Consider the following 15790-nt stretch of genomic DNA (forward strand, 5'->3'; position numbering starts at 1 on the left):
CGAAAGCGTTATGGCTCCGGCGGCGCAAACCAGGCCGATTTAAAATCAAACCAGCCCAGGGTATTCATCCGCAGGCCGCGCATGCTGCGCTGTCCCTGGATCATCAGCCAGTGGTGGATCAGCGGCACCATCGCCTGCTCCGCGAGCAGCTGCTGGCACCAGGCGGCCAGGTTCATCTCTCCCGCACGCCAGCGGGTGGCGTCCTCCTGCCAGTCGCGGGGAATGCAGTGCTGGATCAGCGGCACTTCATAGAGATGCGAGAAAAGGGAAAAATCGAGCGGCAGGGTAAAGTTAGCGCTATTGAGCCAGATGTCGCTGACCGTCTCGCCGCGATGCCACTCGTCATAATCCACCTCCACAATCTCCAGCCTCACCTGCTCTGCGGCCAGTAGCGTACTCATAAGCCGGGCGATAACGCGGTGCTCCACATGGTCGCGGTAGAAGGTGAGGGTTATCGACTCCAGCCCGGCGGGTTTCTCCACGCGCCGCGGACGGGCATGGTGCCAGCGGGGGAGCAGCCCGTAGGCCGGGAACCAGTAGGCCTGGTACAGCTCTTCCGCCTGATAGATCAGGTTGGAGGGTGAGAGCACATGGCTTATCCACTGGCGCACCTCCGGGCTGGCGCCGCGTCGCGAACGGGCGTCAAATAGCAGGTAGTAACACCCCTCTTCAAGACGGCTTTCCACCGCGGTTTCGTCGCCCGTTGCGCCTTCCAGCGTCAGGCCGCAGCTTAGCTCTTCGTTGATATCGGGCAATACCCAGACGTTCACCTCGTCAATCAGGGCGCGATAGCCGAAGTAGTCATCAAAGGCGCGGATCTTCAGCTGATTGCGGGTATTACGCACCACCGCATAGGGCCCGGTGCCCACGGGCTGGCTGGAGAAGTCCGGTAGCGACGCCCACTCCTGCGGCAGGATCATGGAGGGCAGAGAGCCCATCAGCCACGGCAGCCACTGATCCGGTTCGTGAAGTTCAATATCCAGCGTCCAGGCGGTAGGGGAGTGGATGCGCGCGATATGGGAATAGAGCGGGAGCGTGCGGGCGCGTTCCAGCGTGGCGATAGCATCCGCCATCTCCAGTTCGCGGCCGTGATGAAAATGGATACCGGGGCGTAAAAAAAAGCGCCAGTGCAGGGGAGAAAGCTGCTGCCAGTGATGGGCGATGTCCGCCTCCAGTTCCCCATTTTCCTCATTTATGCGCGTCAAACCGCTGAAGATCTGACGGGCAATATGCGTTTCCGAGCGGCGCAACGCGCTGCCCGGCAGCAGGTTTTTCATTGGACGATAGTAGAGCACGCGCAGGATATGGCGCCCCTGGCGGAAGCTGCGTCCGAGGCGGGAGATAAGCATCTGACGCACCGCCGCCTTATCCCCGACCAGCTGCACCAGCTGGTCAATGCTGTCCTGTTCCAGCAGATCTTCGGCACGCTGCTGCTGCAGCGCCAGCCCGGTATAGAGAAAGGTGAGACGCGAGCGTTTGCCGCGACCCGCTTCCGCTTCCCAGCTTAGCCAGCCCTGCTGCTGCATGGCGTTCAGCAGCGTGCGCATATGGCGACGCGAACAGCTCAGCAGTTCCGCCAGCGCGCTGAGCGTGGTCTCCCGGGACTGGCCTTCGCAGCACTGCCAGAGGCGGATAAATTGTTGTTGCAGACGACCAGAGGGCATAAAAGGGGAACTCCTCACGAAAAATCAGCAATTTATTAATCCCTATATTATGCCAAAATTTTGTTCGATGAAGCGAGGAGGTGTCCATGAAGAGGTCAACTGCACGTCATTTCTATCAACAGTACTTTTTGGCGACCCGGGGAGCGTCCTGGCTGGCCCGTCAGTGCGCAGAGTTACGGCTGAAAATACTGGACGATCTGATGCAGTGGGAAGTTACGAACCCGACCTCGGAGGGCTGAATCGCCTCGATCATGTGTGACTGAGTATTGGTGCTAATCACCCGCCAGCAAAATGTTTTTGCTGGCTTTTTTCGTTTACTATCCACCCACTTCGATTCGTTTTGACAAGGAACTGCAGATGCTCTGGTTGATGACGATGGGGCGCCGCCTGAACGGCGTATATGCCGCTTTTATGCTGGTGGCCTTTATGATGGGTGTCGCGGGCGCGCTACAGGCGCCGACGTTAAGCCTGTTTTTAAGCCGTGAGGTAGGCGCGCAGCCTTTTTGGGTGGGGCTGTTTTATACCGTCAACGCTATTGCCGGTATCCTGGTGAGCCTCTGGCTGGCAAAACGTTCCGACAGCCAGGGCGATCGGCGCAAGCTGATCCTTTTTTGCTGCGCCATGGCGATTGGCAATGCGCTGCTGTTCGCCTTTAACCGCCACTATCTGACCCTCATCACCTGTGGCGTGCTGCTGGCGTCGCTGGCCAATACCGCCATGCCGCAGCTTTTTGCGCTGGCGCGTGAATACGCTGACCACTCCGCCAGAGAGGTGGTGATGTTCAGCTCGGTAATGCGCGCCCAGCTTTCGCTGGCGTGGGTTATCGGCCCGCCGCTGGCCTTTATGCTGGCGCTCAACTATGGCTTTACCACCATGTTTACCATCGCGGCGGTGATTTTTGGTGTCAGCCTGGTGCTGATTGCGCTTGTGCTGCCCTCGGTAGAGCGGGTAGAGCAGCCAGCCGACCAGCCCGTGACCCGGGTGAGCGGCTGGCAGGATAAAAACGTGCGCATGCTCTTTATCGCCTCCACGCTGATGTGGACCTGCAACACCATGTATATCATCGATATGCCGCTCTGGATCAGCAGCGATTTGGGGCTGCCGGACAAGCTCGCCGGGATCCTGATGGGGACCGCCGCCGGGCTGGAGATCCCGGCGATGATCCTGGCGGGCTACTTTGTGAAACGTTTTGGCAAGCGGCGGATGATGGTGACCGCCGTAGCGGCGGGAGTGCTCTTTTACGTAGGCCTGATTTTCTTTCATAGCCATACGGCGCTGCTGGCGCTGCAGCTCTTTAACGCGGTATTTATCGGTATCGTCGCGGGAATTGGTATGCTCTGGTTTCAGGATCTGATGCCGGGGCGGGCAGGGTCGGCCACCACGCTATTCACTAACAGTATCTCCACGGGAGTGATTCTGGCGGGGGTGATTCAGGGCGCGGTTGCCCAAAGCTATGGCCACTTTGCGGTTTACTGGGCGATCGCGGTGATTTCGCTGGTCGCGCTGGTGATGACCGGGCGGGTGAAAGACGTTTGAGCATAATGCCGGATGCGCAACGCATCCGGCGTTGTAGAATCAGCCCATAAACGCCGGCTGTTTTTGCTCGTAGGCGGCAATCGCCTCTTCGTGTTGCAGCGTCAGGCCGATGCTGTCCAGGCCGTTCAGCATACAGTGGCGGCGGAAAGCATCGATAGTAAAGCTGTAGCGCTTGTCGCCCGCTTTAATCACCTGCGCTTCCAGATCCACCTCAAAGCGAATGCCCGGATTCGCCTGCACCAGCCTGAATAACTCATCAACCTCTTCATCGCTCAGCTTCACCGGCAGCAGCTGGTTGTTAAAGCTGTTGCCATAGAAGATATCGGCGAAACTCGGGGCGATAACAACTTTAAAACCGTAATCGGTCAGCGCCCATGGGGCATGTTCGCGCGAGGAGCCGCAGCCGAAGTTTTCCCGCGCCAGCAGGATCGAGGCGCCCTGATATTCGGGGAAATTGAGCACAAATTCCGGGTTCGGCACCTGGCCTTTATCGTCCAGAAAACGCCAGTCGTTGAAGAGATGCGCCCCGAAGCCGGTGCGGGTCACCTTCTGTAAAAACTGTTTCGGGATGATGGCGTCGGTATCGACGTTCGCCGCGTCCAGCGGAACCACCAGGCCGGTATGTTGGGTAAATTTTTCTGCCATGATGGTCTCCTTATTTCAGTGCGCGAATATCAGCAAAGTGGCCGGTCACCGCGGCGGCGGCGGCCATCGCCGGGCTCACCAGATGCGTGCGTCCGCCACGCCCCTGACGGCCTTCAAAGTTACGGTTGCTGGTGGAGGCGCAACGTTCGCCCGGGTTCAGACGATCGTTGTTCATCGCCAGGCACATGGAGCAGCCAGGCAGACGCCACTCAAAGCCCGCTTCGATAAAGATCTTATCCAGACCCTCTTCCTCCGCCTGCGCCTTCACCGGGCCGGAGCCTGGCACCACCAGCGCCTGTACGCCGGGCGCGACCTTGCGGCCTCTGGCAATCTCTGCCGCCGCGCGTAAATCTTCAATGCGCGAGTTGGTGCAGGAGCCGATAAAGACCTTATCGATAGCCACTTCGGTCAGCGGTACGCCGGGTTGCAGCCCCATATAGGCGAGCGCTTTTTCGGCGCTGGCGCGCTCCACCGGATCGGCAAACGACATCGGATCGGGAATGGCATCCGTCACGGAGATGACCTGGCCCGGGTTGGTCCCCCAGGTTACCTGCGGCGCAATCTCCTCGGCCTGCAGGGTGACGACGCTGTCAAACGTTGCGCCATCATCCGTTTTCAGGGTTTTCCAGTAGGCGACGGCCTCCTCGAAATCCTGACCTTTTGGCGCATGGCGACGCCCTTTCACGTAGTTAAAGGTGGTTTCGTCTGGTGCGACCAGCCCTGCCTTGGCACCCATCTCAATCGCCATATTGCACAGGGTCATACGGCCTTCCATGCTCAGGGCGCGGATCGCGTCGCCGCAAAACTCCACTACGTGACCGGTGCCGCCAGCGCTGCCGGTTTTACCGATGATCGCCAGCACGATATCTTTGGCGGTGATCCCCGGCGCGGCGGTGCCTTTCACTTCGATCTTCATGGTTTTGGCGCGCCCTTGTTTCAGGGTCTGCGTCGCCAGCACGTGTTCCACTTCGGAAGTGCCGATGCCAAACGCCAGCGCGCCGAATGCGCCGTGGGTCGCGGTATGGGAGTCGCCGCAGACGATGGTCATTCCCGGCAGGGTGATCCCCTGTTCCGGCCCCATCACGTGCACAATGCCCTGATAGGGGTGGTTCAGATCGTAGAGCTCAACGCCGAACTCGTTGCAGTTCTTAATCAGCTCCTGCATCTGGATACGCGCCATTTCGCCGGAAGCGTTGATATCTTTCGTCTGGGTAGAGACGTTATGGTCCATGGTGGCGAAGGTTTTACCCGGCTGGCGCACTGGACGGTGGTGGGCGCGCAGGCCGTCAAACGCCTGCGGGGAGGTCACTTCATGCACCAGGTGGCGATCGATGTAGATCAGCGGCGTTTCGTCGGGCGCTTCATAGACCACATGCGCATCGAATAATTTCTCATATAAAGTCTTTGCCATGATTACGCCCCTTCAGCGACATAGCGGGCGATAATGTCGCCCATTTCATCAGTACTGACTGCCGCCGCACCGCGCGCTAAATCGCCGGTGCGGATCCCCTCTTCTAATGCGCGATTGATGGCGCGCTCAATGGCGTCCGCCGCGTCGCTGGCGTCCAGGCTGTAGCGCAGCAGCAGCGCCAGAGAGAGGATCTGCGCGATCGGGTTGGCGATATTTTTGCCCGCGATGTCCGGGGCGGAGCCGCCGGCAGGTTCATACAGGCCAAAGCCCTCCTCGTTCAGGCTGGCGGAGGGGAGCATGCCCATGGATCCGGTGATCATTGCGCATTCGTCAGAAAGAATATCGCCAAACAGGTTAGAGCAGAGCAGCACGTCAAACTGGGACGGATCCTTGATCAGCTGCATGGTGGCGTTATCGATGTACATATGCGCCAGCTCAACGTCCTGGTAGTCGCGGGCGACTTCGTTGACGATTTCGCGCCACAGAATGGAGGATTGCAGCACGTTGGCTTTATCAATCGAGGTGACTTTGTGGCGGCGCTTGCGGGCAGATTCAAAAGCGATGCGCGCAATACGCTCGATCTCAAAGCGATGATAGACCTCGGTATCAAAGGCTTTCTCATGCTGGCCGCTCCCTTCGCGGCCTTTCGGCTGACCGAAGTAGATGCCGCCGGTCAGTTCACGTACGCAGAGGATATCGAAGCCGTTGGCGGCGATATCGGCACGCAGCGGACAGAACTCCTCCAGTCCCTGATAGAGCTTTGCCGGACGCAGGTTGCTGAAGAGTTTAAAATGTTTACGCAGCGGCAACAGGGCGCCGCGCTCCGGCTGTTCCGTCGGCGGCAGATGCTCCCATTTCGGGCCGCCCACGGAGCCGAACAGTACCGCATCCGCATTTTCACAGCCTTCAACGGTGGCCTGCGGCAGCGGTGTGCCGTGGTGATCGATGGCGATCCCGCCCACATCGTAGTGGCTGGTGGTAATTTTCATCGCAAAACGGTTACGTACCGCTTCCAGAACTTTCAGCGCCTGTGCCATCACTTCCGGGCCAATTCCATCGCCCGGCAACACGGCAATATGGTAATTCTTCGACATTACACGGTTTCCTTATTGTTCTCTTTATTCTGAGCTTTGCGTTGCAACTCTTTTTCAACTTCGGCGGCGCGCCAGATGTTGTTCAGTACGTGAACCATCGCTTTGGCGGAAGATTCGACGATATCGGTCGCCAGACCCACGCCGTGGAAGCGACGGCCGTTGTAGTTAACGACGATATCCACCTGACCCAGCGCATCTTTGCCGTGGCCCTTGGCGCTCAGGTCATATTTCACCAGCTCCACGTCATAGTCAGTGATACGGTTGATCGCCTGGTAGATGGCATCCACCGGACCGTTACCGTTTGCCGCTTCCGCTTTAACATCGTTACCGCAAATCAATCTGACGGAGGCGGTGGCGATATCGCTGGAGCCCGACTGCACGCTGAAGTAGTCCAGGCGGAAATGCTCCGGCTCTTCCTGCTGTTTATTAATAAACGCCAGCGCTTCCAGATCGTAATCAAATACCTGGCCTTTTTTATCCGCCAGCTTCAGGAAGGCGTCATAGAGATGGTCCAGGTTGTAATCGCTCTCCTGATAGCCCATCTCTTCCATACGGTGTTTCACCGCCGCGCGGCCAGAGCGGGAGGTCAGATTCAGCTGCACCTGATTCAGGCCGATCGATTCCGGGGTCATGATTTCGTAGTTTTCGCGGTTTTTCAGGACACCATCCTGATGAATACCGGAGGAGTGGGCGAAGGCGCCGGTGCCCACAATCGCCTTGTTCGCCGGGATCGGCATGTTGCAGATCTGGCTTACGGTCTGGCTGGTGCGCCAGATTTCGTTGTGATTGATACGGGTGTTCACGTTCATGATGTCTTTACGCACCTTAATCGCCATGATCACCTCTTCCAGCGAGCAGTTGCCTGCGCGCTCGCCGATACCGTTCATGGCGCCTTCTACCTGGCGTGCGCCGGCGTGGACGGCGGCAATGGCGTTGCCGACCGCCAGCCCTAAATCGTCATGGGTGTGGACGGAGATAATCGCCTTATCAATATTGGGAACGCGCTCATACAGGCCGGAAATGATGCCGGAGAACTCAAACGGCATGGTGTAGCCCACGGTATCGGGGATATTGATGGTGGTCGCCCCGGCGTTGATCGCGGCTTCCACCACGCGCGCCAGATCGGCAATCGGGGTGCGTCCGGCATCTTCACAGGAAAATTCCACATCATCGGTATAGTTGCGGGCGCGTTTCACCATGTAGACCGCACGCTCAATCACCTCATCCAGAGTACTGCGCAGCTTGGTGGCGATATGCATGGGCGAGGTGGCGATAAAGGTATGAATACGGAACGCTTCCGCTACCTTCAGGGATTCTGCCGCTACGTCGATATCTTTCTCTACGCAGCGGGCGAGGGCGCAGACGCGGCTGTTTTTAATGGTACGGGCAATGGTCTGGACAGATTCAAAATCGCCCGGGGAAGAGACAGGGAACCCAACCTCCATCACGTCAACGCCCATACGTTCGAGGGCCAGCGCAATCTGCAGTTTCTCTTTCACACTCAGGCTTGCCTGTAACGCCTGTTCACCGTCACGTAAGGTGGTATCGAAAATAATGACTTGCTGGCTCATGGGTTAGGTCCTTGTTTTTCCTGGGGCGCCTTGCTACGAGCATAAAAAAACCCGCGCAGTGGCGCGGGCTTTTAGTCTTACTGGTGACGATTCAACGCTGAATTTCGCCCGCCAGTCTACCGCGCACAGTGAATGCGTTTAGTAGTAGTAGACCGGTGAAACGAACGGTGCGAATCATGAATCAGCTCCAGTGAATAACGATATGCTTTTAGTGGTACTGGATGTGGTGACGCAAGTCAACCCTTCTGTGGCAAAACGGCAACGATAAGAGGTTCGGGGCGGCTTGTCGCTTTAGCTAATTGTGCTGGTTTTCTGCCTGAAAAGCATTTTAATTGTCTTATATCGGATCGTGTATTCACTTATAGAATATGATAAATATAATTTGTTTCATTTAAACGCAATTTGTAGCGAAGCGAGGTGCCAGGACGTATCGATAATTAATTCATAGAGTTATAATTCTTATGAATGTAATCAGAATAAGAAAAATCGCGGGGATGATAAGAAATTGTTAATTATTCCCGGGGTTTTGTATTTAATATTTTAGTTTTACTTAAATTCCTTTTTACTATGCATAGAGTTGTCTATTCGTCAAATTTATGGTTTCATTGAAACTATAATGTTTTGCATATCATTTATCGCTCCGGAAAGCCATGTCGGACGTAGCTGAGTTTGCGTTTTGTACTCTATGAATCTTTATATTTTCTGAATTTTAAATATTTTCCTTTTGCTGCTTTTATATGCGTGGTAAATGATATTTTTAGAAGTTATTACTGCGTTGTGGCAAAGGGAGTTTAGCGTGGCAGTGGAGTCAGGAATGCTGGAAAAGAATATTGAAGATCCTCATGTAAACGAGGGGGTAAAACCTCAGCTGCGTACGGTCGATCTTAATTTATTGACTGTCTTTGACGCGGTTATGCAGGAGCAGAATATTACCCGTGCGGCGCAGGCGCTCGGTATGTCTCAGCCGGCGGTGAGTAATGCCGTGGCGCGTCTTAAAGTCATGTTTAATGACGAGTTATTTGTGCGTTACGGTCGGGGTATTCAGCCAACGGCCCGCGCTTATCAGCTGTTTGGCGCCGTCAGGCAGGCGCTGCAGCTGGTGCAAAATGAGCTACCCGGCTCCGGTTTTGAACCGCTGAGCAGCGAGCGCGTGTTTCATCTCTGCGTCTGCAGCCCGCTCGATAATTATTTAACGTCCGTTATCTATAATAAAGTCGAAGAGATCGCGCCTAATATCCATCTCGTATTTAAATCATCCCTTAATCAGAATACCGAGCATCAGTTACGTTATCAGGAGACGGAATTTGTCATCGGTTATGAGGAATTTCGTCGTCCTGAATTTTCATGTGTGCCGCTGTTTAATGATGAAATGGTCTTAGTTGCCAGTAAAAAACATCCTCGCATGAATGGCTTATTCCGGGAAAACGATGTCTATAACGAGCAGCACGCGGTAGTGGCGCTTGACCGTTACGCCTCATTTAGCCAGCCGTGGTATGAGACGCCGGATAAGCAGGCAAGCATCGCCTATCAGGGCATGGCGATGGTCAGCGTGTTGAATGTTGTCTCGCAGACGCAGCTGGTTGCCATTGCGCCGCGCTGGCTGGCGGAAGAGTTCTCCTCCCAGCTTGAGCTGCAAATTTTACCGCTGCCGCTGAAGTTAAATAGCCGCACCTGCTATCTCTCCTGGCATGAGGCCGCTGGCCGGGATAAAGGGCACCAGTGGATGGAAGAGCTGTTAATTAACGTCTGCCGCCGCTAATCGGTATCAGGATAAACAGTAGCGTCGCATTCTGTTTATCCTGATATTTCTTCTTAACATGAAATTATCTCCTGTTTTCTCTTCTTTATTGCCCTCTGTCTCTGATGAAAATAGATAAATTGCTGACTATCATGGCTTTTTAGCGACGATTTTTTATCACGGCCGGTAATAACAGACGAATCCCCTTCATCCTTAATCAAAACCTTTGTTTTCTGCTTTTTATGCCCTTATGACGGAGAGGTTTGCCAATTGCCTGACTTATGACGAGCGGGTAAGGTGAATATCACTTCGCAAAAATCAAAGAGGCAGATCATGGAGATGTTGTCTGGCGCCGAAATGGTCGTCCGATCGCTTATCGACCAGGGCGTGAAGCACGTATTCGGCTACCCCGGGGGGGCGGTCCTCGATATTTATGATGCGTTACATACCGTGGGCGGGATCGATCATGTGCTGGTACGCCATGAGCAGGCCGCCGTCCATATGGCTGATGGTCTGGCTCGCGCCACAGGGGAGGTAGGCGTGGTGCTGGTCACCTCCGGTCCGGGAGCGACCAACGCTATTACCGGTATCGCGACCGCCTATATGGATTCCATTCCGCTGGTGATCCTCTCCGGCCAGGTCGCAACATCGCTGATTGGCTACGATGCGTTCCAGGAGTGCGATATGGTCGGCATCTCCCGCCCGGTGGTGAAGCACAGCTTTCTGGTTAAGCAGACGGAAGATATTCCCGGCGTGCTGAAAAAGGCGTTCTGGCTGGCGGCCAGCGGGCGTCCCGGCCCGGTGGTGGTCGATCTGCCAAAAGATATTCTTAATCCGGCGAATAAGTTGCCCTACGTCTGGCCGGAGTCGGTCAGCATGCGCTCCTATAATCCGACCACTCAGGGTCATAAAGGGCAAATCAAGCGCGCCCTGCATACGCTGCTCGCCGCCAAAAAACCGGTGGTATATGTAGGCGGCGGCGCGGTCAACGCCCGCTGCGATACCCAGCTTCGCGAACTGGTGGAAAAATTAAACCTGCCGGTCGCTTCCTCTCTGATGGGGTTAGGCGCTTTCCCGGCCACGCACCGTCAGGCGCTGGGCATGCTGGGGATGCATGGCACCTATGAAGCCAATATGACGATGCATAACTCCGACGTGATATTTGCCGTCGGGGTGCGCTTTGACGATCGCACCACCAATAATCTGGCAAAATATTGCCCTGATGCAACGGTACTGCATATTGATATCGATCCCACCTCGATCTCCAAAACCGTGGCCGCCGATATTCCTATCGTTGGCGATGCGCGTCTGGTGCTGGAACAGATGCTGGAGCTGCTGGCGCAGGAGGGCGGTGAGCAACCGCTGGACGATATACGCGACTGGTGGCAGCAGATAGAGCAGTGGCGCGCGCGCCACTGCCTGAACTACGAGACCGGGAGCGAAAGCATCAAACCGCAGGCGGTAATCGAAACCCTCTGGCGCCTGACTCACGGCGAGGCCTACGTCGCCTCAGACGTGGGCCAGCATCAGATGTTTGCCGCGCTTTATTATCCTTTCGACAGGCCACGCCGCTGGATCAACTCCGGGGGCCTCGGGACGATGGGCTTCGGTTTGCCCGCTGCGCTGGGGGTGAAGCTGGCGCTGCCGGATGAGATGGTCGTCTGCGTGACGGGCGATGGCAGCATTCAGATGAATATTCAGGAACTCTCCACCGCATTGCAATACAACCTGCCGGTGCTGGTGCTCAACCTGAATAATGGCTATCTCGGCATGGTGAAGCAGTGGCAGGATATGATCTATTCTGGCCGTCACTCCCAGTCCTATATGACGTCGCTACCCGATTTTGTGCGTCTCGCCGAAGCGTACGGCCATGTCGGCATGCGTATCAGCAATCCGGCGGAGCTGGAGGAGAAGCTTGGCGAAGCGCTGGGCCATGTTAAAAACCAGCGGCTCGTTTTCGCCGATATCCTGGTTGACGGCAGCGAGCATGTCTATCCGATGCATATTCGCGGCGGGGGCATGGACGAAATGTGGTTAAGCAAAACGGAGAGAACCTGATGCGCCGGATATTATCTGTATTACTGGAAAATGAGTCGGGAGCGCTGTCGCGCGTTATCGGCCTCTTTGCGCAGCGCGGGTATAACATCGAAAGCCTGACCGTTGCCCCTACCGACGATCCGACTCTCTCCCGGATGACCATTCAGACCGTTGGCGATGAGAAAGTGCTGGAGCAGATTGAAAAGCAGCTGCACAAGCTTATCGACGTGCTGCGCGTCAGCGAGCTGGGGCAGGGAGCCTATGTGGAACGCGAAATCATGCTGGTCAAAATTCAGGCCAGCGGATTCGGACGTGAAGAGGTTAAGCGCAACGCTGATATCTTCCGCGGGCAGATTGTCGACGTTACCCCTTCTATATATACCGTGCAGCTGGCGGGAACCAGCGACAAGCTGGATGCTTTTCTGGCCTCGGTGCGCGACGTTGCCCGGATCGTTGAGGTGGCGCGCTCCGGCGTCGTCGGACTCTCCCGCGGCGATAAGATTATGAAGTAGCCAAAAAGGCTTCTCTCTCCAGTCCCGGCCGCTCTGGCCGGGCTTTTTTTTGACAATCGGCAGGTTGCGCAAATAAAAGCGGTTGCCGCGGTGACTATTCTGCGCTTAGATGTTAAAAGATTTAACCATAACCCTGACAAGGCCATGGGTTCTCTTTTCTCTTTTAAGGGGCAATTGTGAAACTGGATGAAATCGCCCGGCTCGCCGGCGTGTCACGAACCACGGCAAGCTATGTGATTAACGGTAAGGCAAAGCAGTATCGCGTCAGCGACAAGACCGTTGAAAAAGTAATGGCGGTGGTGCGTGAGCATAACTACCATCCGAATGCCGTCGCGGCTGGCCTGCGTGCCGGCCGGACCCGCTCCATTGGTTTGGTGATCCCGGATCTGGAAAATACCAGCTACACCCGTATCGCGAACTATCTTGAGCGGCAGGCGCGCCAGCGCGGCTACCAGCTGCTGATCGCCTGCTCAGAAGATCAGCCCGATAACGAGATGCGCTGCATTGAACACCTGCTGCAACGTCAGGTCGACGCGATCATCGTTTCCACTTCTCTGCCGCCGGAGCATCCCTTCTACCAGCGCTGGGCCAACGATCCTTTCCCGATCGTCGCGCTTGACCGTGCGCTGGATCGCGAACATTTCACCAGCGTGGTGGGCGCAGATCAGGACGACGCCGAAATGCTGGCGGCGGAGCTGCGTACCTTTCCGGCGGAAACGGTGCTCTATCTGGGGGCGCTGCCGGAGCTTTCGGTCAGCTTCCTGCGCGAGCAGGGGTTCCGCGCCGCCTGGAAAGAGGATCCGCGCGAGGTGCATTTCCTCTATGCCAACAGCTATGAGCGGGAAGCCGCCGCGCAGCTCTTTGAGAAATGGCTGGAAACCCATCCTATGCCGCAGGCGCTGTTTACCACCTCGTTTGCCCTCCTGCAGGGGGTAATGGACGTCACCCTGCGCCGTGACGGCAAGCTGCCTACCGATCTGGCGATCGCCACCTTTGGGGATAACGAACTGCTCGACTTCCTGCAGTGTCCGGTGCTGGCTGTCGCCCAGCGTCATCGCGATGTGGCCGAACGCGTGCTGGAGATTGTGCTGGCGAGCCTGGACGAGCCGCGCAAGCCGAAGCCCGGCCTGACGCGCATCAAGAGAAACCTCTATCGTCGCGGCGTGCTAAGCCGCCACTGATTGTTCATCCGCGGCGCCGTCAACGCGCCGCTGTTATTAAAAGCGCGATAAATGCCGAACGTTTAGCGCCCTATTAATAATTGCCTTATTGAAATTAAGATAATTCCTTAAAATCGTTTGCGTCCGCCATTTTTTAATTCATTTCGTTATTTAAAATCCTTTTTAAGGCTATTTAAGAGTCAATAACCGCCCGCTTCTTGTATTGTTTTGTTACAAACTCTATTCAGATGCTGAATTGTCTGTCGTTCTGTGTAGGGGTTGTTGTCGCCCGGTCAGGCGCTGCTGGCTGTGTAGCGGCCCCGCCTGTCATCTGCTGCTGTTATCCCTGTCCGATATGGCTTAAAATGCCGCCCGCGTCGCAAACTGACACTTTATATTTACCCGCGACGAGCTGAGTGATTTTTAACGCTATTGGACATATTTACTTTTTTTCTTGCAAGTATTCATAACGTTAATTTTGCCTCGCCGGTTGTGCAGTTATTGTTCGGGTCGGGTTACGTTCGTAAACAGCTGAATTTCAAATCTCTGTCGCGAAAGTCCTGGCTTGACAAGCTTTTCCCTCGCTCCGTAAACTCCATTCTGTGGGAATTTGTGGGTTAAAGTGGCGAGAAAGGGTGAGGCTGGCATGTTTCGTGGAGCAACCTTAGTCAATCTCGACAGTAAAGGACGATTATCGGTGCCAACCCGATACCGCGATGAGCTGATCGAGAGCGCTTCCGGTCAAATGGTCTGCACCATTGACATCAGCCACTCCTGCCTGCTGCTTTACCCTTTGCCTGAATGGGAAATCATCGAGCAAAAACTGTCACGACTGTCGAGCATGAACCCGCAGGAACGCCGCGTGCAGCGGCTGTTATTGGGCCATGCCAGTGAATGTCAGATGGATAGCGCGGGGCGCCTGCTGATTGCGCCCGTGTTACGGCAGCATGCCGGTCTGACGAAAGAAGTGATGCTGGTCGGGCAGCTTAACAAGTTTGAGCTGTGGGATGAAACGACCTGGTATCAACAGGTCAGGGAAGATATCGACGCTGAACAGTCTGATTCCGACACGCTCTCGGAAAGGCTACAGGATTTGTCACTATAAAAGATGATGGAAAATTATAAACATACGACGGTGCTGCTGGATGAGGCCGTAAACGGTCTGAACATTCGTCCTGACGGCATCTATATTGATGGGACTTTTGGCCGTGGTGGCCATTCGCGCTTGATCCTCTCCCGCTTGGGAGCGGAAGGGCGCCTGCTGGCGATCGATCGCGATCCGCAGGCGATCGCCGTGGCAAAGACCATCGACGATCCTCGCTTTTCCATCGTACATGGCCCTTTCTCCGCGCTGGCTGACTATGTGGCCGAGCGCGATCTCACCGGTAAGATCGACGGCATTTTACTCGATCTTGGTGTCTCCTCTCCCCAGCTTGACGATGCTGAACGCGGCTTCTCCTTTATGCGCGACGGTCCGCTGGATATGCGCATGGACCCCACCCGCGGTCAGTCTGCCGCCGAGTGGCTGCAAACCGCAGACGAAGCGGACATCGCCTGGGTCATCAAAACCTTTGGTGAAGAGCGTTTCGGTAAACGCATCGCCCGCGCCATCGTAGAGCGTAACCGCGTTGAGCCGATGACCCGCACCAAAGAGCTGGCGGAAGTGATCGCGGCAGCCACGCCGGTGAAGGATAAGCATAAACATCCGGCGACCCGTACCTTCCAGGCGGTGCGCATCTGGGTGAACAGTGAACTGGAGGAGATAGAGCAGGCGCTAAAAAGCTCGCTCAGCGTGCTGGCCCCGGGCGGGCGGTTATCCATCATCAGCTTCCATTCGCTGGAAGACCGCATTGTGAAGCGTTTTATGCGCGAGCAAAGCCGCGGCCCGCAGGTTCCTGCCGGGTTGCCGATGACAGAAGAACAGCTCAAAAAACTGGGCGGCCGTCAGCTACGGGCGCTCGGAAAACTCATGCCGGGCGAAGAAGAGGTGGCTGAAAATCCACGTGCCCGTAGTTCAGTTCTGCGTATTGCAGAGAGGACGGATGCATGATTAGCAGAGTGACGGAGACCCTCAGCAAAGTTAAAGAGTCGTTAGGAAGTAACGAGCGCCACGCTTTGCCCGCAGTGATCGGCGACGACCTGTTGCGGTTTGGGAAACTGCCGCTCTGCCTGTTTATTTGCATCATTGTTACGGCGATTTCAGTAGTGACTACCGCGCACCATACCCGTCTGCTCACCGCCCAGCGCGAGCAGCTGGTGCTGGAGCGCGACGCGCTGGATATCGAATGGCGTAACCTGATTCTGGAAGAGAACGCCCTCGGCGATCACAGCCGGGTAGAACGCATCGCAACGGAAAAGCTGCAGTTACAGCATGTTGATCCTTCGCAGGAAAATATCGTAGTACAAAAATAAGGGATAACGC

At 55.9% G+C, this 15790-nt stretch carries 15 protein-coding genes; 9 read left to right on the top strand and 6 right to left on the bottom strand.

The window, feature by feature from the left end; all coding sequences use genetic code 11:
- Positions 1–8 precede the first annotated feature (8 nt).
- Positions 9–1664 carry an HTH-type transcriptional regulator SgrR gene (gene sgrR, locus BN3796_RS08670; RefSeq protein ID WP_061707962.1) on the bottom strand — a complete coding sequence of 552 codons (1656 nt, stop codon included), beginning with the start codon at positions 1662–1664 and terminating at the stop codon, positions 9–11.
- An 86-nt stretch (positions 1665–1750) separates the two neighbouring features.
- On the opposite strand from sgrR, the gene sgrT reads away from it, so the two are divergent.
- A complete protein-coding gene (sgrT, locus tag BN3796_RS08675) occupies positions 1751–1903 on the top strand; it encodes a glucose uptake inhibitor SgrT (protein ID WP_061707963.1) in 153 nt (50 codons plus the stop codon).
- Between the two features lie 118 nt (positions 1904–2021).
- Positions 2022–3200 carry a sugar efflux transporter gene (locus tag BN3796_RS08680; protein ID WP_061707964.1) on the top strand — a complete coding sequence of 393 codons (1179 nt, stop codon included), beginning with the start codon at positions 2022–2024 and terminating at the stop codon, positions 3198–3200.
- 39 nt (positions 3201–3239) lie between these two features.
- Here BN3796_RS08680 and leuD read toward each other — a convergent pair whose 3' ends face one another.
- The 5 genes from leuD to leuL form a co-directional block, all read right to left on the bottom strand.
- Complete coding sequence (gene leuD / locus BN3796_RS08685) at positions 3240–3845, bottom strand: 3-isopropylmalate dehydratase small subunit (protein WP_061707965.1); 606 nt, start codon at positions 3843–3845, stop codon at positions 3240–3242.
- A gap of 10 nt (positions 3846–3855) precedes the next feature.
- Positions 3856–5256 carry a 3-isopropylmalate dehydratase large subunit gene (leuC, locus tag BN3796_RS08690; RefSeq protein ID WP_061707966.1) on the bottom strand — a complete coding sequence of 467 codons (1401 nt, stop codon included), beginning with the start codon at positions 5254–5256 and terminating at the stop codon, positions 3856–3858.
- A gap of 2 nt (positions 5257–5258) precedes the next feature.
- The gene (gene leuB, locus BN3796_RS08695) at positions 5259–6350 is read right to left on the bottom strand and encodes a 3-isopropylmalate dehydrogenase (RefSeq protein ID WP_061707967.1); all 1092 of its coding nucleotides are present in this window, start codon (positions 6348–6350) and stop codon (positions 5259–5261) included.
- Positions 6350–7921, bottom strand: coding sequence for a 2-isopropylmalate synthase (gene leuA / locus BN3796_RS08700; protein ID WP_061707968.1), 1572 nt, complete (start codon positions 7919–7921; stop codon positions 6350–6352). Before leuA ends, leuB begins: the two co-directional genes overlap by 1 nt.
- 91 nt (positions 7922–8012) lie before the next feature.
- On the bottom strand, positions 8013–8099 hold the full coding sequence (leuL, locus tag BN3796_RS21180; protein ID WP_073885160.1) for a leu operon leader peptide: 87 nt from the start codon (positions 8097–8099) through the stop codon (positions 8013–8015).
- Positions 8100–8735: 636 nt separating this feature from the next.
- On the opposite strand from leuL, the gene leuO reads away from it, so the two are divergent.
- The 7 genes from leuO (at position 8736) to ftsL (ending at position 15780) form a co-directional block, all read left to right on the top strand.
- Entirely contained in the window at positions 8736–9680 is a 945-nt protein-coding gene (gene leuO, locus BN3796_RS08705; protein WP_061707969.1) for a transcriptional regulator LeuO, read from the top strand.
- Between the two features lie 312 nt (positions 9681–9992).
- Entirely contained in the window at positions 9993–11717 is a 1725-nt protein-coding gene (gene ilvI / locus BN3796_RS08710) for an acetolactate synthase 3 large subunit (protein ID WP_061707970.1), read from the top strand.
- On the top strand, positions 11717–12208 hold the full coding sequence (gene ilvN / locus BN3796_RS08715) for an acetolactate synthase small subunit (RefSeq protein WP_061707971.1): 492 nt from the start codon (positions 11717–11719) through the stop codon (positions 12206–12208). The genes ilvI and ilvN overlap by 1 nt, the downstream gene beginning before the upstream one ends.
- A 176-nt stretch (positions 12209–12384) precedes the next feature.
- Positions 12385–13389, top strand: a complete 1005-nt coding sequence (gene cra, locus BN3796_RS08720; RefSeq protein ID WP_061707972.1) for a catabolite repressor/activator — start codon at positions 12385–12387, stop codon at positions 13387–13389.
- 625 nt (positions 13390–14014) lie between these two features.
- Complete coding sequence (gene mraZ / locus BN3796_RS08725) at positions 14015–14473, top strand: division/cell wall cluster transcriptional repressor MraZ (protein ID WP_061707973.1); 459 nt, start codon at positions 14015–14017, stop codon at positions 14471–14473.
- A gap of 3 nt (positions 14474–14476) precedes the next feature.
- Positions 14477–15418 carry a 16S rRNA (cytosine(1402)-N(4))-methyltransferase RsmH gene (gene rsmH, locus BN3796_RS08730; RefSeq protein WP_061707974.1) on the top strand — a complete coding sequence of 314 codons (942 nt, stop codon included), beginning with the start codon at positions 14477–14479 and terminating at the stop codon, positions 15416–15418.
- Complete coding sequence (gene ftsL / locus BN3796_RS08735) at positions 15415–15780, top strand: cell division protein FtsL (RefSeq protein ID WP_061707975.1); 366 nt, start codon at positions 15415–15417, stop codon at positions 15778–15780. The genes rsmH and ftsL overlap by 4 nt, the downstream gene beginning before the upstream one ends.
- The last annotated feature ends 10 nt before the right edge of the window (positions 15781–15790 follow it).

Origin of the sequence: Pseudenterobacter timonensis (assembly GCF_900021175.1) — a bacterium.
GTDB lineage: Bacteria > Pseudomonadota > Gammaproteobacteria > Enterobacterales > Enterobacteriaceae > Enterobacter > Enterobacter timonensis.